22 protein-coding genes are annotated in these 21,097 nt (G+C 39.6%); 11 read left to right on the top strand and 11 right to left on the bottom strand.

Translation table 11 applies throughout. The features are described 5' to 3' along the window. Positions 1 to 83 precede the first annotated feature (83 nt). The 4 genes from B554_RS0103555 to B554_RS0103540 all read left to right on the top strand — a co-directional run bounded on the left by B554_RS0103555 (position 84) and on the right by B554_RS0103540 (position 2,958). Positions 84 to 1,532 (top strand): leucyl aminopeptidase, encoded by a 1,449-nt coding sequence (locus B554_RS0103555; RefSeq protein ID WP_019457000.1) that lies wholly within the window; start codon positions 84 to 86, stop codon positions 1,530 to 1,532. Next, positions 1,525 to 1,932, top strand: coding sequence for a DNA polymerase III subunit chi (locus B554_RS0103550; RefSeq protein ID WP_019456999.1), 408 nt, complete (start codon positions 1,525 to 1,527; stop codon positions 1,930 to 1,932). The genes B554_RS0103555 and B554_RS0103550 overlap by 8 nt, the downstream gene beginning before the upstream one ends. Before the next feature lie 38 nt (positions 1,933 to 1,970). Beyond that, positions 1,971 to 2,609, top strand: coding sequence for a hypothetical protein (locus tag B554_RS0103545; RefSeq protein WP_019456998.1), 639 nt, complete (start codon positions 1,971 to 1,973; stop codon positions 2,607 to 2,609). A gap of 130 nt (positions 2,610 to 2,739) precedes the next feature. Then, a complete protein-coding gene (locus B554_RS0103540) occupies positions 2,740 to 2,958 on the top strand; it encodes a hypothetical protein (RefSeq protein WP_004699271.1) in 219 nt (72 codons plus the stop codon). A 60-nt stretch (positions 2,959 to 3,018) separates the two neighbouring features. Here B554_RS0103540 and B554_RS0103535 read toward each other — a convergent pair whose 3' ends face one another. The 6 genes from B554_RS0103535 to glnK all read right to left on the bottom strand — a co-directional run bounded on the left by B554_RS0103535 (position 3,019) and on the right by glnK (position 8,523). Further along, the gene (locus tag B554_RS0103535; protein WP_004699272.1) at positions 3,019 to 3,678 is read right to left on the bottom strand and encodes a riboflavin synthase; all 660 of its coding nucleotides are present in this window, start codon (positions 3,676 to 3,678) and stop codon (positions 3,019 to 3,021) included. Positions 3,679 to 3,720: 42 nt separating this feature from the next. Continuing rightward, on the bottom strand, positions 3,721 to 5,013 hold the full coding sequence (locus B554_RS0103530; protein WP_004699273.1) for a DNA adenine methylase: 1,293 nt from the start codon (positions 5,011 to 5,013) through the stop codon (positions 3,721 to 3,723). Next, positions 5,010 to 6,095 (bottom strand): bifunctional diaminohydroxyphosphoribosylaminopyrimidine deaminase/5-amino-6-(5-phosphoribosylamino)uracil reductase RibD, encoded by a 1,086-nt coding sequence (ribD, locus tag B554_RS0103525; RefSeq protein ID WP_019456997.1) that lies wholly within the window; start codon positions 6,093 to 6,095, stop codon positions 5,010 to 5,012. Before ribD ends, B554_RS0103530 begins: the two co-directional genes overlap by 4 nt. Positions 6,096 to 6,110: 15 nt before the next feature. Continuing rightward, positions 6,111 to 6,569 (bottom strand): transcriptional regulator NrdR, encoded by a 459-nt coding sequence (gene nrdR, locus B554_RS0103520; RefSeq protein ID WP_004699275.1) that lies wholly within the window; start codon positions 6,567 to 6,569, stop codon positions 6,111 to 6,113. 160 nt (positions 6,570 to 6,729) lie between these two features. Beyond that, the gene (locus B554_RS0103515) at positions 6,730 to 8,127 is read right to left on the bottom strand and encodes an ammonium transporter (RefSeq protein ID WP_019456996.1); all 1,398 of its coding nucleotides are present in this window, start codon (positions 8,125 to 8,127) and stop codon (positions 6,730 to 6,732) included. A gap of 57 nt (positions 8,128 to 8,184) precedes the next feature. Next, positions 8,185 to 8,523, bottom strand: coding sequence for a P-II family nitrogen regulator (gene glnK, locus B554_RS0103510; RefSeq protein ID WP_000780326.1), 339 nt, complete (start codon positions 8,521 to 8,523; stop codon positions 8,185 to 8,187). A gap of 278 nt (positions 8,524 to 8,801) precedes the next feature. Here glnK and B554_RS0103505 point away from each other — a divergent pair, with 278 nt between their 5' ends. From B554_RS0103505 to B554_RS0103495, 3 genes are all read left to right on the top strand, one after another. Then, complete coding sequence (locus B554_RS0103505; protein WP_002048939.1) at positions 8,802 to 9,029, top strand: accessory factor UbiK family protein; 228 nt, start codon at positions 8,802 to 8,804, stop codon at positions 9,027 to 9,029. Positions 9,030 to 9,094: 65 nt separating this feature from the next. Continuing rightward, positions 9,095 to 10,582: a YifB family Mg chelatase-like AAA ATPase gene (locus tag B554_RS0103500; RefSeq protein ID WP_019456995.1), complete on the top strand. Its 1,488-nt coding sequence runs from the start codon at positions 9,095 to 9,097 to the stop codon at positions 10,580 to 10,582. 91 nt (positions 10,583 to 10,673) lie between these two features. After that, positions 10,674 to 11,219 (top strand): NADPH-dependent FMN reductase, encoded by a 546-nt coding sequence (locus tag B554_RS0103495; protein WP_019456994.1) that lies wholly within the window; start codon positions 10,674 to 10,676, stop codon positions 11,217 to 11,219. A 24-nt stretch (positions 11,220 to 11,243) separates the two neighbouring features. Here the strand turns inward: B554_RS0103495 and B554_RS0103490 are convergent, their stop codons facing one another. Continuing rightward, positions 11,244 to 12,677 (bottom strand): PLP-dependent aminotransferase family protein, encoded by a 1,434-nt coding sequence (locus B554_RS0103490; protein ID WP_019456993.1) that lies wholly within the window; start codon positions 12,675 to 12,677, stop codon positions 11,244 to 11,246. Positions 12,678 to 12,789: 112 nt separating this feature from the next. Between B554_RS0103490 and B554_RS0103485 the strand changes: the two genes are divergently transcribed. Together B554_RS0103485 and B554_RS0103480 are read left to right on the top strand one after the other, a co-directional pair. After that, positions 12,790 to 13,566, top strand: a complete 777-nt coding sequence (locus B554_RS0103485) for an aldolase (RefSeq protein WP_019456992.1) — start codon at positions 12,790 to 12,792, stop codon at positions 13,564 to 13,566. Positions 13,567 to 13,581: 15 nt separating this feature from the next. Then, the gene (locus B554_RS0103480) at positions 13,582 to 14,460 is read left to right on the top strand and encodes a dihydrodipicolinate synthase family protein (protein WP_019456991.1); all 879 of its coding nucleotides are present in this window, start codon (positions 13,582 to 13,584) and stop codon (positions 14,458 to 14,460) included. A gap of 42 nt (positions 14,461 to 14,502) precedes the next feature. On the opposite strand, the gene B554_RS0103475 is transcribed toward B554_RS0103480, so the two are convergent. Next, on the bottom strand, positions 14,503 to 15,327 hold the full coding sequence (locus B554_RS0103475; protein WP_004699283.1) for a TorF family putative porin: 825 nt from the start codon (positions 15,325 to 15,327) through the stop codon (positions 14,503 to 14,505). Positions 15,328 to 16,289: 962 nt separating this feature from the next. Between B554_RS0103475 and B554_RS0103470 the strand changes: the two genes are divergently transcribed. Further along, positions 16,290 to 17,630 (top strand): OprD family outer membrane porin, encoded by a 1,341-nt coding sequence (locus B554_RS0103470; protein WP_019456990.1) that lies wholly within the window; start codon positions 16,290 to 16,292, stop codon positions 17,628 to 17,630. A gap of 107 nt (positions 17,631 to 17,737) precedes the next feature. On the opposite strand, the gene ppa is transcribed toward B554_RS0103470, so the two are convergent. Continuing rightward, positions 17,738 to 18,262, bottom strand: a complete 525-nt coding sequence (gene ppa / locus B554_RS0103465) for an inorganic diphosphatase (protein ID WP_002121243.1) — start codon at positions 18,260 to 18,262, stop codon at positions 17,738 to 17,740. Positions 18,263 to 18,389: 127 nt separating this feature from the next. Beyond that, entirely contained in the window at positions 18,390 to 18,788 is a 399-nt protein-coding gene (locus tag B554_RS0103460; RefSeq protein WP_004699287.1) for an MAPEG family protein, read from the bottom strand. A 106-nt stretch (positions 18,789 to 18,894) separates the two neighbouring features. Between B554_RS0103460 and B554_RS0103455 the strand changes: the two genes are divergently transcribed. Next, positions 18,895 to 19,278 (top strand): hypothetical protein, encoded by a 384-nt coding sequence (locus B554_RS0103455; protein ID WP_004699289.1) that lies wholly within the window; start codon positions 18,895 to 18,897, stop codon positions 19,276 to 19,278. A gap of 42 nt (positions 19,279 to 19,320) precedes the next feature. Here the strand turns inward: B554_RS0103455 and B554_RS0103450 are convergent, their stop codons facing one another. After that, a complete protein-coding gene (locus tag B554_RS0103450) occupies positions 19,321 to 21,000 on the bottom strand; it encodes a long-chain-fatty-acid--CoA ligase (RefSeq protein ID WP_004699291.1) in 1,680 nt (559 codons plus the stop codon). Between the last annotated feature and the right edge of the window lie 97 nt (positions 21,001 to 21,097).

Below are 21,097 nucleotides of genomic sequence, written 5' to 3'. Positions count from 1 at the left end.
AAAACCGCACATTGCAACGCTATGCTTGAAAGTGTTTCAATGTTTTAATCCAACATAACTTTCTATAGGCAATCACGGCAGCCATGAAATTTACAACTTATACAACTTTCCCTGAACAAACATCTAATGAATCTTTGTGGGTTTTAGTTGATTCAGAACAGCTACAAACCAACCTCAACACATATCAAATCAATAACATAGAAAATATTCTTACAGCGACTCAATTTAAAGCTAACTTCAACGAAACATTGCCATTGTTTGGTCAGCTTACTCATCAAGCTCATACCCAATTACTTGGTTTAGGAAAAGCAGCTGAACTTCAAGCAGTTAAGTTAGCAAAATTGGCACAAACCATTATCAAATCGACACAAAATAAATTTAAGCATATCGCAATTGATATTGCTGCGTTACCTGTCGAATATCATTATTTATTTGCATTAAGCTTAACTCAAGCAGCTTATGGTTATGATGAGTTTAAATCGAAAAAAAATGAATTTGTGTTACAACAAGTTGATTTAATTAGTTCACAAACCAATCTTGATGAAAGCCAACTTGCCTTGGTGCATGCCGTACAATCTGGTCAGTCTTATGCTCGTGACTTAGGAAACCGTCCAGGTAATATCTGTTTCCCTGAATATTTAGCTGAACAGGCATTAGCTTTAGCTGCAGAATTCCCAGACTTACTTAAAGTGACTGTCTTAAATGAGCAGCAAATGGCTGATTTAGGCATGTATGCATTCCTAGCTGTAAGTAAAGGATCTGAACGTCCGGGTCGTATTGTCACTCTTGAATACCAAGCAAACCTTGAACAAGCCCCTGTTGTACTTGTAGGTAAAGGCGTTACTTTTGATACAGGTGGTATTTCTTTAAAACCAGGCCTTGGCATGGATGAAATGAAATTCGATATGTGTGGTGCAGCTTCTGTGCTTGGTACAATCCGCGCATTATGTGAAGCACGCCTTCCAATCCATGTGGTGGGCGCGATTGCTGCAGCAGAAAATATGCCTTCAGGTAAAGCAACTCGTCCGGGCGATATCGTAACGACCATGAGTGGTCAAACGGTTGAAATTTTAAACACCGACGCAGAAGGTCGTCTGGTTCTTTGCGATACGTTAACGTATATCAAACGTTTCAATCCGGCAGTAGTCATTGATATCGCAACTTTAACTGGTGCTTGTGTAGTTGCACTAGGTAAAGTGTTAAGCGGCTTATTCTCTCCTGACGATGCTTTAGCAATTGAGCTTCAACAAGCGGGTGAGCAGTCATTCGACCGAGTATGGCGTATGCCAGTGATTGATGACTATCAAGAACTACTAGACTCACCTTTTGCAGATATCGCTAACATTGGTGGTCCACATGGCGGTGCGATTACAGCGGCCTGCTTCCTTGAACGTTTCACACGTGATTATCGCTGGGCTCACTTAGATGTAGCCGGTACAGCTTGGTTATCAGGTGCAGCAAAAGGTGCAACTGGTCGTCCAGTACCGTTACTTATGCAATTCTTAGCCAACCGTGTAAATACGAATGGCTAAAGTTAGCTTTTATTTGTTTGAAACGAGTGAAGAACGGCAAGTCGATAGTGCTTGCCGTTTGTGCCGAAAGATTCTACTGAAGCACTCACAAATCTGGTGGTACTGCACAGATGTGCAGTTACAACAAACACTTGATGAAAAACTCTGGAGCTTTGATCCGGCCAGCTTCATTGCCCATGGTATTGATCAGGCAGGCGCAGCAGTATGTATTTCGGCTAAACAACCTACTGAACAAGGCTGGTTAGCATTTAATTTTAACAATCATGCACTTGAACAAGTGAATCATTTTAGCCACATTATAGAAATTGTTGAAAATAATGAAGCAGCCAAGCAAATTGGCCGAGAAAAATTTAAAATGTATCGTCGTTTGGGTATAGAACCTCGAACCTTTAAATTATAACGCGCTAAAATGTTGAGACTGTTGAGTAAAGGAGAACTGTGGTGGCATTAAATGTCGGGCAAGATTTTAAAAAAAGATGGTTAAATGCGCCTGAAGCTGTCCGTCATGCCTATCAACAGGATTTGGCACGTATTTGCGATTTATTAGAGCCTCAGACGCCTATTCAACTTTGGGTACTCAATGACGAGAAAGCACAGCTAGAGTCGCAGAAAAACATTGAACAAGCTTATGCAGACCTCAAAGCAGAGTTAATCGAACAAGCACGCATTCGCCGTCAGCTTGCTTTAGAAAAATCTCTTGCAGATAAGCGTGCAGTTGAAGCGGCTTATGCTGCTGAATTGCAAGCCGATGAAGTTCGTAAGTTTGATGAGCAGACCCAAGCTCTACAAGCTTTCTGCAGTCATTTAGAACAGGAAGTTGCTGAACAAACTGCACGTTATCAAAAAAACCCTGAAACACCTGCTGTAGACTATTCTTCTGGTGTAAAACTTAGCATTACCGATGATCAAATCTTATCGGAGCTTGAAAGTTTACGAATTCGTTTAGAACTTGAAGCTGAAAATTTAATTGAACATTCTGTAACGGCTTTCCGTGCCAAACTAGAGGCGGCAGCTCAAGAAGAAATTGAATACATATTAAATAATTCTAAGTTTTCTGATGAAAAAATAGAAAAGTAAAATTTTAAAAACGCTCTTTGTCATCAAAATGACATTTAATTGTCACAAAATAGTCATGCATAATATTCTTTTAGTTCAAATAATTATTAGAATAATGCATGGTTATTCATCAAAATTAAAGAGAGTAAAAATGGACATTCCACATCAGATTTCAACGCAACTTGAGCAGCTTAATCAGGGTGAGCAATGGACATTTTCAGCACAAGAACTTTATATGAGTCATAACGACTTTAATTCACTTTCTATTTTGCTGACACGAGCGTCAGAAAAAGGTCAATTTTCAATTACACGCACCCAGCATAATAAACCCTGGGTTGGCACACATTCGGTTACTCTCACCAAGCATTAATTTTTTAAAATAAAAAAAACCGGAACATATGTCCGGTTTTTTATTTTGGCGATTTAAAATTTATTTTAAAAAACCATTTTCAGCTAAAAAAGCCATACTAATATTTGACTCAGTTTTCTGTTCAGCAGCTTTATCACCTAGCAATAAACGCTCGATATAACGCGCTAATACATCGACCTCAAGGTTAACTTTGCTACCTACTTGCCATGTCCCAATATTAGTACGTTCTGCTGTATGGGGAATTAAGTTCAAACTTAAAATATTACCGCGCAAATGGTTAATGGTTAAACTAATACCATCTACAGTTACAGAGCCTTTCTCTGCTAAATATTTAGCAAGTTCTACAGGTGCTGTCACTTCATAATAGACGGAACGAGCATCTTCACGCACTACGGTAATTTCACCTACACCATCAACGTGACCACTTACAATATGACCACCAAAACGAGTTGTTGGTAGCATCGCTTTTTCAACATTGACACGTTGACCAACTTTCCAGTTACCCAAAGTGGTACGGTTTAAACTTTCGCGAGACACATCAGCCGCATACCAGTTATCACCCCACTCAATGACGGTGAGACAGATTCCATTGGTTGCAATTGAGTCACCCAAATGTACATCCGACATATCCAAATCGGTTTGAATACGTAAACGCACATCGCCACCTACACTTTGCAGGCTTTCTACTTTACCTAAACTTTCAATAATGCCTGTAAACATGGCTCAATCTCCAAATCTTTCACACTGCTTAAGTTGCAGCGCTTACCAAAGTGCAAGTTGCGTACTATTACCTGAAGTATCTACACCACCTAGCTCGGCAAAGTGGTAAAGCTGGCCTAACAATTGACGTAACGGTGGTCCTGGTTTGGCATGTGTATCTGTAATCACAATAAACTCGAGCACGCGTGCACGTTCTGACTGACGTTGTTTACTTACGCGATAACGTGGAACATCTTGAGTCAGTAAAGTGACTTTTCCGCGCTCCAGATTGGCCATAAGTAAATCTTTTGGCTCAATGTTACCATCAGTCGAATAGCTGGTCAGAATATAACGTGCATTGATGGTTGAAAGTAATTTTTCATACGCATCTTTTGCATGTTTAGAAGAGTTATATGGACTTGGACGCTCTTTACGCCACGCACGATCAATACCGCTTTTATAACCTTTGGTATCTGGTGAAGGTAAATCAACCTGATCCCATAAAGTTAATGCATTTAAAACGTGGTAATTACTACTATAAGCATGCTGGTTATATGGTGGGTCAAGATAAGCAACATCTACTTCAAAACCACTCATCTGATTTGCTAAATGTTGTGAATCTACACACCACATTTCAGCGGCTGGACGTTTACGATCACCAATCTCACAGAAACGGCTCGGTGTTAACCAAAGTAATGATTCAATACGCTCTAAAGCCGTTTGTGTACGTCCGCCCCACCCTTGGTGAAAGCTTTTAAATACGCCGCTTGTATTGCTCACAAAGCTAGCTGAATAGAGCAATGGTGCAAGTAAAGCACTCATCTCTACATCATTAATTGCACCTTGTGCCTGCCAGGTTGCGATTTGCTGGCGAATCGCATCGATACGCATACCATTACGGCGTTTAAAGAACAAACGGTCACGGGTTGGATCGTATACATCATCGTTACGAGGACAAAGGTTATGTGTAACCCAACCCTTAACCTCAGGCAATCTATTTAAATAATCGATGGCTTTTTGATATCCGCCAAGCTCTTTAAAAGCAGGCGCATCGACACAGGCTAAAATCGCATGATTTAGGGCATGGCTATAAGGTTCCCAGTCATTCGCAATGACACGGTAACCATTTTGACGTGCCAAACGAGATACCACACCACTACCCGCAAAAAAGTCGGCAAAAATCGGAGGATTCTTTTTCTTGCTGTTCAGCGTCCCTGTAATTTCTAGGGCTTCTAAAATCAAGTGGAGCAATCGGCGCTTGTTGCCCAAGTAGGGTACAAGCTGATGAAAAAGATATTCGTCGGTCGTGCGGGCTGCATGGCGACGTTTGTGGTAAACCGAAGGCTCTGAATTCATACTTTCTCTTGCGTAGGGATTAACCTTAAGCGTATATCTTGATCAAGTTGTACTACATCAAGAAGTTTAAAACGAAGTTGCTGCACCATATATTCAAATTCTGCATTGAACATGGCTCTGGCACTTTGCCCCAATAAAGTCGGGGCAACATAACTGATCATTTCATCCACCAAACCTTCTTGTAAAAAGGCGGTAGATAAAGTTGCGCCAGCTTCAACCAACACATCATAAATTTGGTATTGCTTAGATAAGGTCTGTAGTAGTGTTTTTAAAGGCTGAATTTCTAATTGTATCACGCCTAAGTCAGCGAGTTCCTGACGATATGGCCCCATCACCATGACAGTTTCAGGATTTTCTAAAATTTTAGCGGTGAGCGGTAAGCGCCCTCTCCGATCTAGAATTACCCGTTTTGGTTGAGCAACTGTCTCGATATCAATATTATTGAGCGAGCGTACATTAAGCTGACAGTCATCAGCAATCACAGTATCAATACCTGTAATCACGGCACCTGAAATCGCGCGCCAATGCTGCACATCTTGCCGAGCAGCAGAACCCGTAATCCACTTTGACTCACCAGATGCCATTGCAGTACGCCCATCTAAGCTAGAGGCAACTTTTAAACGTACATATGGCATGCCCGTAGACATCGCTTTTAAAAAGCCTTGATTAAGTTTGGCTGCTGAATCTTCACAAATACCGATTTCTACTTCAATACCAGCATTTTTTAAAATCTGAACCCCTTTACCCGCAACAAGCGGGTTTGGATCGGGACATGCCACAACCACTTTTTTAACCTGCGCCTTCACGAGTGCCTCAGCACACGGAGGTGTTCGTCCATAATGAGCACATGGTTCAAGTGTTACATAAGCGGTTGCACCTTGTGCTTGCTCACCAGCTTCACGTAATGCAAAAACTTCAGCATGGGGTTGACCAGCTTTTGGATGAAAGCCTTCACCAATGACCTGATTATCTTTGACAATCACGCACCCAACATTTGGATTTGGTTTTGTCGAATAAAGTCCTCGTTTAGCAAGTTCAATCGCTTGCTGCATCCAGTACTGATCTTGTTTCAACTCAGACATATACATCTCAAATGATTATTGCTCACGTTGTTGCATTTGCTCAATTTGACGACGAAATGCTTCAACATCCTGAAAGTCCTGATAAACCGAAGCAAAACGAACATAGGCAACGTGGTCAAGTGCAAATAAAGATTGCATGACAATTTCACCAATTGTTCTAGACTTAACATCACGCTCACCTAAACGGCGAATCTGCAATTGAATATCGCTTAGAACCGTTTCGATCTGCTCTTGTGTCACTGGACGCTTTTGTAAAGCATGCATAAGCGAACGACGTAGCTTCGCTTCATCGAACGGTTCATTTTTTCCATTCGATTTGATCACACGGGGCATCACCACTTCATAGCTTTCAAAAGTGGTAAACCGTTCACCGCAAACTACACACTCACGACGTCGACGAATCTGACAGCCTTCTGCGGCTAGCCGAGAATCGATGACTTTACTATCTGCGGCGTTGCAAAATGGACAATGCATAGCGGACTTAATAGGGTCAATTACTTTGACCTAGTGTAGCAAAATTTCTACGCTTACTGAACCAGCATTCTATGAGACAAAAAAACAGCCTTGAGCCAGATCAAAGCATCGCTTTGATCACAGCTCAAGACTGTTTTTAATACAGCATATATATTATGTATTATTCAATGCGTTCGCCATGTTGGCTTAAATCCAGACCCATACGTTCATCATCGGCATTAACACGCAGACCAATCACCACGTCAATCACTTTAAGAATAATGAAGGTAACAATACCGCTATAAACCATAGTTGCAAGTACACCTTCAACTTGTACCCACAATTGACCAGCAAATGTTGGAGCTAAAGTTACACTAGCTGCTTTGATGATTTCATCACTGTAGAACACGCCAGTTAAAATCGCGCCGACAATACCACCTACTGCATGTAAACCAAAGGCATCCAATGCATCATCTGCTTTAAGTAAGCGTTTAAGTGCTGTAATACCCCAGAAGCAAACAACACCACCGATTAAGCCCATCACTAGAGCTCCGCCTACACCGACGAAACCTGCTGCTGGTGTAATCACAACCAAACCAGCCACAGCACCAGATGCACCACCTAATACAGAAGCTTTACCACGAATCATACGTTCTACAACTAACCAAGAGAACGCAGCAGCAGCGGCAGCAACTTGAGTCACTAAAATTGCCATACTTGCACGAGCACCAGCGCCTAAAGCACTACCACCGTTGAAACCGAACCAACCCACCCAAAGTAAGCTTGCACCGATTACAGTTAAAGTTAGGTTATGCGGTGCCATAGATTCACGGCCAAGGCCAATACGTTTACCAAGCATGTAAGCTGCGACTAAACCTGCAACACCAGAGTTGATATGTACAACTGTACCACCAGCAAAATCTAAGGCGCCTGCTTTAAATAACCAACCATCTGTTGCCCACACCCAGTGAGTAATTGGCGCATAAACTACAAGTACCCAAATAGTAATAAAGGCCATGAAAGCTGAATATTTCATACGGTCAGCAATCGAACCACTCAAAATTGCGACAGTAATGATGGCAAAAGTCATTTGGAAAATAACAAACAAGCTTTCAGGAATTGTTCCACTTAGTGCATTAAAGCCTACGCCGTTGAGCATCGCTTTAGACAAGTCACCAAAGTATGCACCTGTGCCAGAGAACGCGAGTGAATAACCAGCAATCACCCAAATTAAACTTACCAAAATTGCAGCAGAAAGGCTGAACATCATGGTACTTAAGACGTTTTTCTTACGGACCATACCGCCGTAGAACAATGCCAAGCCAGGAATCGTCATCAACAGAACCAAAGCTGTTGAAACTAAAATCCAAGATGTATCGCCTGTATCGAGTTTTGGTGTAGGTGCTGGAGCTGCCGGAGTTGCTGCGGCGGCTGGTGCTGCTGCAGTTGTTGCAGGAGCTGCAGATGTTGATGTTGCTGTAACCTCAGATGTCGGTGTTGTTACAGTCTCTTCTGCCCAAGCGGCAGTACCACCCAAAAGTGCGCCTGTTAGACTCAGCGCCATAAGCATTTTTTTCATTCGTGTCCCCCAACCTCATTTGCGAGCTATTTATTGCTCAGCAAGCTTTGTGCCAATTTAGACAGCATCTGGTCCTGTTTCACCCGTACGGATACGGATGACTTGTTCCAGATTAGTCACAAAAATCTTACCGTCGCCGATTTTCCCAGTACTTGCCACACGAGTAATTGACTCAATTACTGCGTCGACCATTTCATCGCTAATCGCAATTTCGATTTTTACTTTAGGTAAGAAATCAACCACATACTCCGCGCCGCGGTAAAGTTCTGTATGCCCTTTTTGACGACCAAAACCTTTAACTTCAGTTACGGTAATCCCTTGTACACCAATGTCAGAGAGTGCTTCTCGCACATCATCCAATTTAAACGGTTTTACAATTGCAGTTACAAGCTTCATGTTTGTTTCCTTCGGCTTCTTTTCACCAGTAAGGTTTTATGTTCAATTTTCATGCCAATATTTCAAAGGTTGGAGGAGATGAATCTTTTGCATGAGCTTTCTTTATAACCTATTTAGTTATCAAGATGTAGATGAGCTACTAAAAATAAAATGAATTTGCAGTCCTGTTTTTATTTCAATTTATTGTTATGCAATATCGGAAAGCCAAGAAGCCTATATCCGAGCTTCAAGCAGTGTTAAACTGACAAGTAAAGTGAATACAACAGTTTGGATATCCCATGTTAGAAACTCTATTACAGGCCATTTTGGAACAAATTGACGAGCCTAAAAAAGATTTAGAAAAAAATTTACGTGCATTATTAAATGAAACTGTCGAGAAATTAGACCTCGTATCGAAACAAGAAATCGAAAGACAGAAAACCGCCCTTCATTTAGCCAACCAACGTTTAGAAGAGCTACAAAAACAAGTAAGTCTGTTAGAAGAAACTTTAAAGAATAAAAAATAAGCACCAACGTAGCGCACTTATACTTTACAACGATTAAAAATGAAGCACCATAATGGAACAATAAGATGTCTTTTTCTAAAATTTATACTCGGGGACTTTTAGGCTTGCATGCGCCTCTCATTGAAGTAGAGGTGCACGTGAGTCAAGGCTTACCTTCTCTAACGATTGTAGGGCTTGCTGAAGCAGCAGTCAGGGAGAGTAAGGACAGGGTCCGCTCAGCCATTATTAATAGTGGATTTCAGTTTCCGACTAAACGGCTGACTATTAATCTTGCTCCCGCAGATTTGCCCAAAGATGGTTCACGTTTAGATTTACCGATTGCATTAGGGATATTAATTGCCTCAGGTCAGCTTCCAGAGAACTGCACTGAAGACTTTGAATTTATTGGAGAGTTAGCCCTAGATGGTCATGTAAGACCAGTTTCAGGCGCTTTAACTTTGGCAATGGCATGCCAGCAAGCCCAGCATAAAATTGTTTTACCCCAAGATAATAGTCAGGATATTAGTCATTTACCAAATCTTGAGTGTTATCCCATTAGTCATTTAAAAGAAGTTTGTGAACACTTTTTAGGTAATACCAAGCTATCTCAGGTGCAATCATCATCCCGTTCAAATAACTTGCCGTATAAATTTGATCTTGCAGATGTAAAAGGTCAGCTACGCCCGCGCCGTGCACTAGAAATTGCTGCTGCGGGAGGGCACTCCTTGCTCTTTAAAGGACCACCTGGTACAGGTAAGACTTTACTCGCCTCACGCCTTCCTTCAATTTTACCGCCACTATCTACTCAAGAAACACTTGAAGTTGCAAGTATTTATTCTATTTCAAATACGCCACATACTTTTGGACAGCGTCCTTTTCGTGCACCACATCATACTGCATCCGCAATTGCACTAGTTGGGGGCGGCTCACATCCTAAACCGGGTGAAATTACCTTATCGCATTTAGGTGTTCTATTCTTAGATGAATTGCCCGAGTTTGATCGTAAAGTATTAGAAGTTTTACGCCAGCCACTTGAGTCAAAAGAAATTATTATTTCACGAGCAGCGCGGCAAATTACCTATCCTGCCAACTTCCAACTGATTGCAGCCATGAACCCCTGCCCATGTGGTTATGCATTTAATCAAGACAGCCGTTGTCAATGCTCACCCGAGAGTATTAAACGTTATCAGAACCGTATATCGGGGCCATTATTAGACCGCATCGATTTACATATTGATGTGCCACCTTTAAAAGCTCAGGAACTGCAAGACCTAACACCTGCAGAAGATTCTACAACTGTGCGACAACGTGTGATTTCTGCTTATGAACAACAAATACAAAGACAAAATTGTTTAAATCAAGCGCTTTCACCGAAACAATTAGAACAATTCGCTGTCTTAGATGAAACATCACAGCGAATGATTGAAATGGCTCAGCAACGTTTAAATTTATCGGCTCGTGCTTATCATCGTGTTTTACGAGTAGCGCGGACCATTGCCGATTTGGCTCAAAGTGAGATGATCCAAAGTCCTCATCTCACAGAAGCACTCTCCTATCGAGGGAATCACTCTTAAAAATAAAACAGCGGATGATGAGTCCGCTGTCTATACAATGTCTTAATTAAAGAAGTTATTACTGCCTATATAAGAAGGCAAAGAGGACTCTATGAAAATTTTGGCTATCTCAGGTAGTACAAGAAAAGCATCTACAAATACCGCGCTATTAAAAGCAATGAAAGATATCGCACCGTCCAGTATTGAGTTTTCAGTTTTCGATCAAATTAATAATCTGCCTATCTTTTCTCCAGATGATGAGGGAGAAAAAACACCTGTCATAGTGGAAGAATTCATCAGGTCTGTTTCTGACGCAGATGGCATTATCATTTCAAGTCCTGAATATATTCGTTGTATTCCGGGCGGTCTTAAAAATGCAATTGATTGGATGGTTTCCCGTACCGAAATTATAGACAAGCCCATTGTTCTAGTTCATGCATCTAGTCGCGGTGACGACATGCTAGTTTCTTTAAGAAGAGTACTCTCGACAGTGAGCAGCAACTTTTTTGAAGATTTATTTTTACGCTTCTCTCTTCTCAGTAAATCTCCCGAACAAATTTTTGAAATGCTACATACTGAAGAATATAAGTCACAAATCACACCGTTCCTGCTTAGCTTTGTCTCAGAAATTCAAAAGTATAAAGACCAATTAGAGTGAGCTTTCTTAAAATGAAATAACAGATTATGAGTTCACTGTTCTTTTATTAAGAATCTCATTTAGCTTCTCGATTAAAGCAGTGATTTCTTTCTCTGATAAAGCGGCAAAACCCAAGCGAATACAACAATTAGAAGACCCTATTTGTTTAAACTTATGCTCTGAATCAATGTTAAGTTCTTTTATCTTTATAAGCTGATCTTGAGTAAATGGTTTCTGGAATTTCGCCCATAATGCCATTCCCCCCGCGGGTCGTTGTATATGAACACTCTCTGCAAAAATTCGCTGAAACTCAGCTAAGGCATGGTCTCGACGTAGCTGATATATTTTTTTCATTTTGCGAATGTGCCGTTTTATTTCACCTCGCTGCATTAAATCTGCTAAAGCAAGTTCCGTAATGTTATTGCCTTGCCGATCAATCAATAAAATATCTTCAGTAATGGATTGAATGATTGGTGAAGATGCCACGATGTAACCCAAACGAATACCGGGTGCAAAAACTTTAGACAATGAACCCACATGAATAACCAATTCAGAATGAGGCAAACTTGCTAAGGGCGGCATAGGTCGGCTGTCATAATGGAATTCATGGTCATAGTCATCTTCAATAATATAAAAGCCCCATTTTTTTGAAAGCTCTAAGAGTTGAAGACGGCGATTCATTGGCATCGTGACAGTGGTGGGATATTGATGATGCGGAGTTGTATAAATGGCAGCAACCGAGTGTTCTTTTAAAATTCGTTCTAGATCTTCAATAACAATACCTTGTTCATCTAGTTTGACAGAAACGACCTGAAAACCATTTGACTGAAATGCTTTAACAGCAGATGGGTAGTAAAGCTCTTCAACGATAATAACACCCTGCCGATTAGGTAATGCACGAGATGCAAGAAAAATTCCCATTTGGCTACCACGTACAATACAAATCTCATCTTCGGCAACATTCATAAAACGTTCCATCGATAGCATTTGTCGTAAGGCTTGTCTTAACTCAATCATTCCTCGCGGGTCACCATAGCCCATATACTGGTTTTGCGTAATTTTAATCAGTGCATGGCGATAGGCGCGTGAAAATAGTTCGTAGGGAATAAGTCGTGGATCTGGCACACCATCGTTATGTGGATAGACAGCAGTGCTTTGAATTAGAGATTTCTCTTGTTCTATTTGCTCAAAGGCTAGCTCTATCTCAATTGAACTTTCAGGCAAAATATCTGCCACAAATGTGCCTTTTCGGGGACGAGTCACCAACCATCCTTGTGCCTCTAGTTCTTCATAAACTGCCTGCACGGTTTTCCGATTAATTCCTAGTTCTTTTGACAAGCTACGAGACCCCGGCAACATAGTCCCCTGCCCTAAACGGCCACTTAAAATTTCCTGACTAATCAAGTTAGTCAGTTTTAGGAAAACCGTTTTTTCTTCTCTTTCATCGATACGAAAATGTACTTGCCAAGGTCTTAGCATATTCGCCCCATCTGGACCATATAACTTATGAAAACTGGATGTATTGATTCATCCAGTTGTTTTCTATTCTGCCTTCACCTACTTAATTTGGTCAACTTGGACTGGAGAAGAGATGAAGACTGCTTCTGTAAATAAACAAGACCTGATGCAACATGCACAGCAAGACATGCAAAAGTGGATTAGCGATTTAGATTTAACTGACCGCCAAAAGCTTGCACTCACTTGTCGTATTTTATTTGACCATGGCCATGATGCTGGTTTGGCAGGTCAAATTACATGCCGTAGTGAAAATAAAGAAACCTTTATTACCCAACGTTTCGGTTTAGGTTTTGATGAAATTACTGCTTCAAACTTACTTGAAGTGAACCAAGATTTAGAGCCAATCAATCAAGAAGGAATGGCAAACCCAGCCAACCGTTTTCACACATGGATTTATAAAGAACACCCAGAGGTGAACTGCATTATCCATACACATCCTACGCATGTCGCGGCTCTTTCCATGCTTCAAATTCCGCTCATGATTTCTCAAATGGATGTCTGTGCACTTTACGAAGATTGCTCATTTGTAGGCCATTGGCCGGGTGTTCCTGTGGGCAATGAAGAAGGTATTTTGATTTCCTCTGCTCTTGGTAAAAACCGCGCTGTTTTGTTGTCTCACCACGGTCAACTGATTACAGGAAAAACCATTGAAGAAGCCTGCAACTTGGCTCTTTTAATTGAACGCGCAGCTCAACTGCAACTACTAGCCATGTCTGCTGGGCAAATTCAGCCGATCCCACACGATTTAGCCACAGAAGCACATAACTGGGTATCGACCGATAAACGTAACAAAGTGAACTTTGCTTACTACGCACGTAAAGCTTTGAAAAAACATTCTGATTGTATTTAAAAAGAGATTTCGACCATGAAACTACACGGCATTATTGGCTACCCTGTTACGCCATTTTCTGATGACAACACCATTAACATTCCTGTTTTAAAACAAATGCTCGACTTGCTTATTGAAAATGGCTGCGATGCGATTGCACCTTTAGGTAGTACAGGTGAAAGCGCTTATCTTGAATGGGATGAGTGGTGTTTAGTCGCGAAAACTTCTATTGAAAGCATTAATAAACGCTTACCTGTCATTATTGGAATTTCAGAACTCACCACTGATCAAGCCATCAAAAAAGCACAAGTCGCACAAAGCTATGGTGCAGATGCACTTATGGTCATTCCTATATCTTATTGGAAGCTAACTGATCAAGAGATTTTTGAATATTATCAAGCAATTGCTCAAGCGACCACACTACCAATTATGATTTATAACAACCCAGCAACCAGTGGTGTTGATATGTCTCCAGAGTTAATTGTGCGTATGTTTAATAACATTGCAAATATTACGATGGTGAAAGAAAGTAGCGGTGATATTCAGCGCATGCATAAAATTCAGGAACTCTCAAAAGGTGAACTTCCATTTTATAACGGCTGTAACCCTCTAGCTTTAGAAGCTTTATGTGCAGGAGCAAGCGGTTGGTGTACAGCAGCACCGAACTTATTAGGCCAACGACCTCAACAGCTCATTGAATATGTAAAAAATAGTGATTTAAGTCAGGCACAAAAGTTATTTTACCAACAACTTCCTTTACTACGTTTTATTGTAAATGGTGGTTTACCCAAAACGATTAAAGCAGGCTTAAAACTAAAAGGTGTCTCTGCAGGCTCACCACGTAAACCTTTATCGAAGGCCACAAATACTGAGCTTAACCATTTAAAACAACTACTTTCTGAAATAGAAAACTAATAAAAAAAGCGGGTAAATAACCCGCTTTTTTACAGCATAAACTTAGAAAGTTTTAGTTAAACTAAATACTAAGCCAGCGTCGTAAAGTTTTTTCTGAGCATCAGTCATACCAGAAGTACTGACATCTGTACCCACTACGTCTAACTCAGCCAAAACACCTAAAATATTACGGTTGATACCAACTTTGTAATCGATATAGCTGTCGTCTGTTCCAGGACCACCAGCCACTACAGCTAAAGCTTCTTTATTTTTAAATTTGTTATAGCCAACTGATGCAAGTCCAGTAAATCCAGTGTTTGCAATTGGTGCAGAATAACCAACGTTAAAATACCAGAACTGTTTAGAGTTCGCCCAATAGTCATTTGAATAGTTGACGCCCACACTGAGTGCATCACCTTTAAGTAAAGAATCAGCAAACGTTAATTTACCGTAAACTTCATTAAAATCTAATCCATTTTTGCCATCGTAACCGACACCATTACGGTCAAAACTATGACCCGAACCAATGTAACCATAATGAATTACACCAACATCATAAGTAGGTGCAAGCTTATCGGATAACTTTAAAGTATTGGTATAACCCAAAGCCACATCTGTTTCAGTTGAGTTACCTGTTACGCCAAAATCAACACTTGAGCCCCAAAGCGATAAATAAGCCCCTGATTTATGAGAAAAAGTGAAACCGCCTTGAATGGCAGGGTTATTTGAAGATTGGGTAACACCACGGAAGCGATAGTCTGTGGTCGCTGCTACACTGCCCGTTGTCGTGATGCCGTAAAAAGATGATGGAGCATTTTCAGCCATAACCATGGTTGAACCTGCCGTGAGTACGCCGAATGCTACTGCTTTAAGTGCAAATTTCATCATTTTGATCTCCCCCACAATGAACGCACGATTTAATTGAATTAAACAAATTTTGTTACTTAAGCTTTAGCAATTGCTGTGCCAAGTCCATATTTGATATCGCTGCGCTGCATCAGTTTTGAAATCAAATTCTTTTTAAAATAAAAATACCGCCTAACGCTCATAAAAATATATTTATAAAAAACAAAGCAATAAAATAAAATTATTACAAAGCTAAAAATGTTCAACATAGAAAAACCCCTTATCGGAAATTATTACCGAGGTTGGAAGTATTCATTTGATGTGCGTAAATTTTCTATTTAGATTTAAAGACCAGATATAAAAAGTATGTAAATTATTGAAGGCGATCCTAGTAATGTTCTGTGAGTGAGCATATTTGGTTAATTCATTTCTTTATTTATTTGTGAGTTAAAGTCAATGAACTATTTTGGGTCTTTTTTAAGCGACAATATAAACAAAAAGGATGCTGCACAAAATTTACGCAAAATATTGCACTAATTTTGATCAGCTCAACTAAATCATTATTGGCTTTTTATAACACCTATTCTTAATATATTGCACTTTTAAAATAACGTTACATTGTAACACTTCAAATAGTGTTTAAAATGAATCGTCGAAAAAATCAACTTAAAGCAAGGTTAAAAAGTAAACATATCCAGCAAAAAAGAGCAAAAAACGAACACAAGAATCAACTATTTTTTAAAGTTTGAATATAAAATAAATGGTAAAAATCAACTAAAAAATAAATTACTTTTTTTATTTTAAACAATACATTAAGTATAAAACATTATGAGTAAATTTACTAAACATCCAGTACCACATTAATCAATTTCTGCATAGCATATATAAAATAAAATCAACAAAAATATATCTTTTTTATAGATTACTTATACAATTGATGGAAATCCTAGGCCCTGAATTATAACAAGGCACAGGATTTATCGTTTTTATGAGGTTCTTTAAATATGCTAAATGCACAAAAACTTACATTAGCAGTTCTCATTTCTGCGGCAATAATTTCCTCAGCTCAGGCAAGCGAGCAAAGCGAGGCAAAAGGATTTGTTGAAGATGCGAACGGTTCTATTCTCTTCCGTACCGGTTATATCAGCCGTGATAAAACCAACTATGTTGAAAACCTGACAGGCAAACCTGTACAAGTTAAAGACACTAGTTCATTTGCTCAAACCGCAATTGTAAATATCGACTCAGGCTTTACCCAAGGTATTGTTGGTTTCGGTGTTGGCGTTGTTGGTGATGGTTCATTTAAAATCGGCGCAAACAAAAACGCTGGCAATAACATGATTCCACGTGAAACTGGCCTCAATGATGATGGCGTACCAACAAAAGGTGCTGGTGATTCATATGATCACTGGGCTCGTGGTGGCGCTAATGTTAAAGCACGTTTCTCGAATACAACAGTACGCTATGGTACTCAAGTACTCGACTTACCTGTTTTGGCAAGTAACACAGCCCGTTTAGTACCTGAATATTTTACTGGTACTTTGTTAACTAGCCATGAAATTAAAAATTTAGAAGTGATTGCGGGTAAATTCACTAAAGATCAGTATTCTGATCAGGTGAACACAGATGGACGTCATCTTGATCGTGCAATTGTTTGGGGAGCTAAGTACAAATTTGATGACAATTTAAATGCATCTTATTATGGCTTAGATAGTAAAGATAAGCTTGAACGTCATTATGTAAATGTAAACTATAAACAACCATTGGCAAATGATAGTTCATTAACTTATGATTTCAGTGGTTATCATACTAAGTTTGATGAAGGTGCTTTTACTTACTCACAAACTACTGATGACCTATCTAATCGTAAGAATAATATTTGGGCAATCTCTACAGCGTACAACACTGGCCCACATAATGTAATGGTTGCTTACCAACAAAACAGTGGTAACGTTGGTTATGACTATGGGGAAAATGCTGACGGCGGCCAAAGTATTTATTTGCCAAACTCTTACCTGTCTGACTTCATCGGTAACGATGAAAAATCTGCACAGATCCAATATAACCTAGACTTTGGTAAATTAGGTGTATTACCTGGTTTAAATTGGACAACTGCATTTGTATACGGTTGGGACATCAAAGTTAAAAATGTAACTGACAGTGCTCAAGAACGCGAATTCTTTAACCAAGTAAAATACACCGTTCAAAGTGGTTTTGCTAAAGATGCAAGTCTTCGTATTCGTAACTCGTACTACCGCGCTAGTGATGCCTATCAAAATGGTAACTATATCGGTGATACAAACGAATGGCGTATCTTCCTTGATATTCCTGTGAAATTATTCTAATTCACAAATTTATCAAGCATAAAAAAACCTACCTCTGGTAACACAGGTAGGTTTTTTATTGAGCCTAGAATATCAATTGAGGTACTCTAGGCTCATAAAATCAGAGCTTATTTAGCAGCTTCGATTGCTTTCAATACTTCAGCTTTAGCAACGTCAGCACCTTCCCAACCGCTGATTTTTACCCATTTTCCTGGTTCTAAATCTTTATAGTGGCTGAAGAAATGCTCAACTTGGCTAATCAACAATGGAGGAAGGTCTGTATATTCCTTCACGTCTTTATAAAGTGGAGATAATTTCTCGTGTGGAACTGCGATTAATTTCGCGTCGATACCACCGTCATCTTCCATGTTTAATTTACCAACTGGACGGCAACGAATTACAGAACCAGCAGCAACAGGATGTGGAGTTACAACAAGTACGTCTAATGGGTCGCCATCTTCAGACAAAGTATTTGGTACATAACCATAGTTTGCTGGATAGAACATTGCTGTGCCCATGAAACGGTCTACAAACAATGCATCAGAATCTTTGTCAATTTCATATTTAATTGGCGCTGCATTTGCAGGAATTTCAATGATGACATAGATGTCATTTGGTGCATCTTTACCTGCTGGGATATTGCTGTAACTCATATCAATACTCTTTCGTTATGAAGTCAGATGTAAAATCCACTCGATTATAACGTGGATATCATCAAAATGATGCCGATTATACAATGCGCACACGCGAAAGTTGATATGAATGGTGACAGAATGACACTCAAGTCAGCTTAATTGTCACGATCAACAAAAATATTGGACATAACAATGATAAAAACCAGACAATCGAACGTAAAGTTGCCCAATTACATAAATAACAGATGCCATAAATGACACGTAAAATAATATATGCCCAACCCAATCTCAAAATAAAGTATTCAGGAACGACCATATATTCAGCCATCAAAATAGCTGTTAAAAATAAAGGTAAACTTTCAAAACTATTTTGTTGTACTGCATTTGCCCGAGCAGCGATACCCTTTGTGTTAGCAAGAAAATCTCTTGGGTTTTGATTATCAACGGGTTGAAAACCGCCTTTAAATTTTGCAATTACGGTAAATGCGTATGGCAGCAAACATGCCACTAAAATAATATAGATAATGCTGCTGATGCCGTGCATAGTGCCATCCATCACTGAAAATACTGTTGATCATGCTATCATAACTGATCGTTTTTACCTGAAATTTTATGCAATCGCATGTCATCACTAATTTATAGGGCTATGTATGCAACAACCTGATCAAAAAGAATTGTTTGATGTCTTAGAAAAGCAAAAGAAGAATCAGCTTCAGGTAGACCTCATATTTAAAATTGTATTACCTATCGTCGCTTTTTTACTGAGTGTAATTTGTGCAAATTTAAATTGGCAATCGACACTGGGTACCTTTGTGATTTTAACGATTGCCTTTATTGCTGTAGGTATTAAAAGGCTTCCCTTATGGCATTGGCTGATTGTAATTAGCTTATATTGCCTCGCAGATAATTACCTGAGTTATGGTCAGCTTGATTTAACTCACCTACGTTTACAACTTGGCACTATGCTTGTTTTTGTAGGTATGGTTGGAATCGGCCGCCCTTATGTAGACCGATGGTTTATGAAAAACCGTTAATCATAAAAAAGCGCCCTATGGCGCTTTTTTATTATTCAAGAATTATGCAGGCTTACGTAAATCTTTACGTAAAATTTTACCTACATTTGATTTTGGTAATTCATCCATAAACTCAACATAACGAGGGCGTTTGTAGCCTGTTAAGTTTTCTTTAGCAAAGTTCAAAATTTCTTCAGTTGTTAAACTTGGATCTTTTTTCACAATAAAGAGTTTTGGCACTTCACCTGATTTTTCATCTGGAACACCAATTGCGGCAACTTCCAATACTTTTGGATGTTTGGCAATAACTTCTTCAATTTCACTCGGATAAACGTTAAAGCCAGAAACCAAAATCATATCTTTTTTACGGTCTACAATTTTTGTATATCCGCGGCTGTCCATAATACCGATATCACCAGTACGGAAGAAACCATCAGCTGTCATCACTTTAGCGGTCTCATCCGGACGGTTCCAATATCCTTTCATGACCTGAGGACCACGGATTGAGATTTCACCTTGTTCACCTAAAGGTACTTCTTTTCCATCATCATCCAAAATTGCAACATCGGTTAATGGTAATGGAATACCAATCGTACCGCTAAATTCAGTCGATGTCGGTGGATTCGCAGTTGCAACTGGCGAAGTTTCTGATAAACCATAACCTTCGATAATGGTTGTACCCGTAATTTTCTTCCAAGCTTCTGCTGTAGAAGGTAAAACTGCCATACCACCGCCCATCGCCATTTTTAAATTGCTATGGTCAAGTTGCTTAAACTCTTCATTATTTACTAAAGCATTAAATAATGTATTTACTGCTGGGAAAAATGATGGTTGATATTTGCGCAATTCATTAATTACAGCAGGTAAATCACGAGGGTTTGGAATTAAGATATTTGCCTGTCCTTTGTACATACCGTACATCGCACAAACCATGAATGCAAAAATATGGTAAAGCGGTAATGCACAAACAATACGGTCACCTTTCGCCCCATCATTTGCACCAAATTTACTTTGGAAAATACCATCACACTGTAAAAGGTTAGCAACCAAATTACGGTGAGTCAGCTCAGCACCCTTTGAAACGCCCGTTGTACCACCCGTATATTGAAGCACGGCTGTATCGCTTAAAGTTAAATTCGGACGTTTGTAATTGCTTGGATTTTCTTTATTTAATGCGCTATTAAATTTAACATGGCCCGGAATGTTCCAAGCTGGAATTTGTTTACGCACTTTACGCAAAACAAAATTGACTAAAGTACCCTTAAGTGTACCTAACATGTCTCCAACAGAAGCAACCACAACATGCTTGACTGGAGTTTTACCTAAAATACTTTGGTAAACGCTTGCAAAGTTCTCGATAATGACAAGAACTTCAGCACCTGAGTCATTTAACTGATGCTCAAGCTCACGTGCAGTATATAGTGGGTTAACATTCACTAAAATTAAACCAGCACGGAAAACCGCCAAAGCCACTACAGGATACTGCAATACGTTTGGCATCATCACTGCCACGCGAGTTCCTTTTGCTAACCCCAAATTTTGCAAATAGGTCGCGAATTTACGGCTTGCAAGCTCCAATTCGTTAAATGACATGGCTTTATCCATAAAGATAAAGGCATCACGAGAACCAAATTTCTGGAAATTACGCTCAAAAATATCAACAATTGAGGTATTTTCTGCAGGCAATGCTACTGTTTCTGGTATCCCTGTCTTTTGGTATTCTGCAAACCAAATCTTTTCCATAATGCCATTATCTCCGATTCGTAATCCTTAGTAATAACTGTTATTCAATGCCCCAGCTATTCTTTAGCTTCTTGGTGCCAGAACATATTTAAAACTT

The sequence above is a fragment of the Acinetobacter sp. GG2 genome, from assembly GCF_000292385.1.
Taxonomy (GTDB): Bacteria; Pseudomonadota; Gammaproteobacteria; order Pseudomonadales; family Moraxellaceae; genus Acinetobacter; species Acinetobacter seifertii.
This window is presented reverse-complemented; position numbering and strand designations above follow the sequence as displayed.

Bases quoted from the DNA above. Each gene is read 5' to 3' on its own strand.
- B554_RS0103485 (WP_019456992.1), top strand. From the start codon at position 12,790: ATGAAGACTGCTTCTGTAAATAAACAAGACCTGATGCAACATGCACAG.
- B554_RS0103505 (WP_002048939.1), top strand. From the start codon at position 8,802: ATGTTAGAAACTCTATTACAGGCCATTTTGGAACAAATTGACGAGCCT.
- B554_RS0103495 (WP_019456994.1), top strand. From the start codon at position 10,674: ATGAAAATTTTGGCTATCTCAGGTAGTACAAGAAAAGCATCTACAAAT.
- B554_RS0103460 (WP_004699287.1), bottom strand. From the start codon at position 18,788: ATGCACGGCATCAGCAGCATTATCTATATTATTTTAGTGGCATGTTTG.
- B554_RS0103490 (WP_019456993.1), bottom strand. From the start codon at position 12,677: ATGCTAAGACCTTGGCAAGTACATTTTCGTATCGATGAAAGAGAAGAA.
- B554_RS0103515 (WP_019456996.1), bottom strand. From the start codon at position 8,127: ATGAAAAAAATGCTTATGGCGCTGAGTCTAACAGGCGCACTTTTGGGT.
- B554_RS0103450 (WP_004699291.1), bottom strand. From the start codon at position 21,000: ATGGAAAAGATTTGGTTTGCAGAATACCAAAAGACAGGGATACCAGAA.
- B554_RS0103535 (WP_004699272.1), bottom strand. From the start codon at position 3,678: ATGTTTACAGGCATTATTGAAAGTTTAGGTAAAGTAGAAAGCCTGCAA.
- ribD (WP_019456997.1), bottom strand. From the start codon at position 6,095: ATGTCTGAGTTGAAACAAGATCAGTACTGGATGCAGCAAGCGATTGAA.
- B554_RS0103550 (WP_019456999.1), top strand. From the start codon at position 1,525: ATGGCTAAAGTTAGCTTTTATTTGTTTGAAACGAGTGAAGAACGGCAA.
- B554_RS0103540 (WP_004699271.1), top strand. From the start codon at position 2,740: ATGGACATTCCACATCAGATTTCAACGCAACTTGAGCAGCTTAATCAG.
- B554_RS0103555 (WP_019457000.1), top strand. From the start codon at position 84: ATGAAATTTACAACTTATACAACTTTCCCTGAACAAACATCTAATGAA.
- glnK (WP_000780326.1), bottom strand. From the start codon at position 8,523: ATGAAGCTTGTAACTGCAATTGTAAAACCGTTTAAATTGGATGATGTG.
- B554_RS0103470 (WP_019456990.1), top strand. From the start codon at position 16,290: ATGCTAAATGCACAAAAACTTACATTAGCAGTTCTCATTTCTGCGGCA.
- B554_RS0103480 (WP_019456991.1), top strand. From the start codon at position 13,582: ATGAAACTACACGGCATTATTGGCTACCCTGTTACGCCATTTTCTGAT.
- ppa (WP_002121243.1), bottom strand. From the start codon at position 18,262: ATGAGTTACAGCAATATCCCAGCAGGTAAAGATGCACCAAATGACATC.
- nrdR (WP_004699275.1), bottom strand. From the start codon at position 6,569: ATGCATTGTCCATTTTGCAACGCCGCAGATAGTAAAGTCATCGATTCT.
- B554_RS0103500 (WP_019456995.1), top strand. From the start codon at position 9,095: ATGTCTTTTTCTAAAATTTATACTCGGGGACTTTTAGGCTTGCATGCG.
- B554_RS0103475 (WP_004699283.1), bottom strand. From the start codon at position 15,327: ATGATGAAATTTGCACTTAAAGCAGTAGCATTCGGCGTACTCACGGCA.
- B554_RS0103455 (WP_004699289.1), top strand. From the start codon at position 18,895: ATGCAACAACCTGATCAAAAAGAATTGTTTGATGTCTTAGAAAAGCAA.
- B554_RS0103530 (WP_004699273.1), bottom strand. From the start codon at position 5,013: ATGAATTCAGAGCCTTCGGTTTACCACAAACGTCGCCATGCAGCCCGC.